Source organism: Streptomyces sp. MK37H (assembly GCF_018035285.1).
Classification (GTDB): Bacteria; Actinomycetota; Actinomycetes; order Streptomycetales; family Streptomycetaceae; genus Streptomyces; species Streptomyces endocoffeicus.
Map to the genome: position 1 here is coordinate 1 of NZ_JAAAYH010000864.1, position 1,327 is coordinate 1,327.

Below are 1,327 nucleotides of genomic sequence, written 5' to 3' on the forward strand. Positions count from 1 at the left end.
TGAGCTTCCCCCGAGATGCGGGGAGTGGTGACAGCGGGTCAGATGGGTCTCACGAGAGGAGACCAGACGATGCCTGCCCCGAGGAAGTACCCGCTGGAGTTGCGTGACCGCGCGGTCCGCATGTATCGCGCTGCCGAGCCGAAGCCCGTCATCCGCCGTATGGCCGAGGAACTCGGGGTGCATCATGAGGCCCTGCGCAACTGGATCCGGCAGGCCGAGGCCGACGCCGGGGAGCGGGAGGACCTGCTCACCACCGCCGAGCGCGAGGAGCTGGTGGCCTTGCGCAAGGAGAATGCCCAGCTCAAACGGGCGAACGAGGTGCTGCGGACGGCCTCGGCTTTTTTCGCGGCCCAGCTCGACCCGACCCGGCCCAGGTGAGAGCGCTCGTCGACGAGCACCCGCACCTGGGGGTCGAGCCCGTACTCCGGGAACTGAACATCCCCTCCTCCACCTATTACCGCTGGCGACGCGCCGAGAAGGAGCCGTGCGCACGGCGCCGCCAGGACGCCGAACTGACGGGCAGGATCCGTCAGGTCCACCAGGATTCCGGCGGCATCTACGGCTCACCGCGCGTGCACGCCGTCCTCAGGCGTGAGGGCATCCGCGTCGGCAGGAAGCGAGTCGAACGGCTTATGCGCCAGGCCGGCCTGGCCGGGATCAGCCCCCGCACAGCCAAGGGCTTCACCCGCCGTGATCCGGACGCCGATCTCGCTCCTGACCTGGTGCAACGCGACTTCACGGCACCCGCGCCGAACCGGTTGTGGGTCACCGACCTGACCATGATCCCCACCAGGGAGGGCCCGCTGTGGCTGTCGGCCATCCGGGACGCGTTCTCCCGCAGGGTCGTGGCCTGGGAGACCTCCGCCCACGCGGACGCCGACCTGGTCCTGTCATCGCTGGAGTATGCCCTGACCAGCCGCGAGGTCGCCCCCGGCGAGCTCGTTCACCATGCCGACCACGGCACGCAATACACGTCCATCAAGCTCACGACACGCCTGGTCAGAGCAGGGATCCAGGCATCCATGGGCTCGGTCGGCGACTCGTTCGACAACGCCCTGGCGGAGAACCTGTGGATACTGATCAAAGTCGAGTGCATCCGCGGCCGCGTCTTCGCGACCAGGGCCGAGGCGAACCTCGCGCTCTTCGAATACATCGACGGCTTCTATAACCCCCGCCGCATCCAGAAACGGCTCGGTTACCTCAGCCCGATCGAGTTCGAGGAGAAGCACTACGCCGACCAGGCAACAGCCGAACCAGTGAACCTGAAACCACGTCAACCCGCCCTGACCAGCTAATCAGCCACACCCGCACGGCGGGGGAACCTCAC

2 protein-coding genes are annotated in these 1,327 nt (G+C 67.4%); both read left to right on the forward strand.

What is annotated here, in order from left to right; all coding sequences use genetic code 11:
- Positions 1-69: 69 nt before the first annotated feature.
- On the forward strand, positions 70-378 hold the full coding sequence (locus GWI24_RS44470) for a transposase (RefSeq protein ID WP_161563163.1): 309 nt from the start codon (positions 70-72) through the stop codon (positions 376-378).
- Positions 375-1,295, forward strand: coding sequence for an IS3 family transposase (locus GWI24_RS44475; RefSeq protein ID WP_210951678.1), 921 nt, complete (start codon positions 375-377; stop codon positions 1,293-1,295). Before GWI24_RS44470 ends, GWI24_RS44475 begins: the two co-directional genes overlap by 4 nt.
- The last annotated feature ends 32 nt before the right edge of the window (positions 1,296-1,327 follow it).

Bases quoted from the DNA above. Each gene is read 5' to 3' on its own strand.
- GWI24_RS44470 (WP_161563163.1), top strand. From the start codon at position 70: ATGCCTGCCCCGAGGAAGTACCCGCTGGAGTTGCGTGACCGCGCGGTC.